At 44.4% G+C, this 520-nt stretch carries 1 protein-coding gene; it reads left to right on the top strand.

Features of this window, described 5'->3' with window-relative positions:
• The coding region (locus tag HC176_RS16020) for an SPFH domain-containing protein (RefSeq protein ID WP_245234924.1) at positions 1–520 on the top strand (520 nt) is incomplete at both ends.

Raw genomic sequence — 520 nt, 5'->3', positions numbered from 1 at the left:
AACTGGATGACGTTTTTGAAAGAAAAGATGATATAGCTATTGCCGTAAAAAGGGAGCTGAATGAAGCTATGGAGGAATACGGATATGACATCATCAAAACCCTGGTGACAGACATTGATCCCGATGTACAGGTAAAAGCTGCTATGAACCGCATCAATGCTTCGGAAAGAGAAAAAGTAGCAGCCGAATATGAAGCTGAAGCGGAACGTATCAAGATCGTAGCAAAAGCCCGTGCAGAAGCTGAAAGTAAACGCCTGCAGGGTCAGGGTATTGCCGACCAACGCCGTGAGATCGCCCGCGGATTAGAAGAAAGTGTTGATGTACTGAATAATGTCGGGATCAATTCCCAGGAAGCTTCTGCCCTTATCGTTGTAACTCAGCACTACGACACCTTGCAGTCCCTTGGAGAAGAAACTCAAAGTAACCTGATACTGCTTCCTAATTCTCCTCAAACAGGAAGTGACATGTTGAATAATATGATCGCGTCATTCACTGCTTCCAATCAAATTGGAGAAGCAAT

This window comes from Tamlana crocina (assembly GCF_012037625.1).
This window is presented reverse-complemented; position numbering and strand designations above follow the sequence as displayed.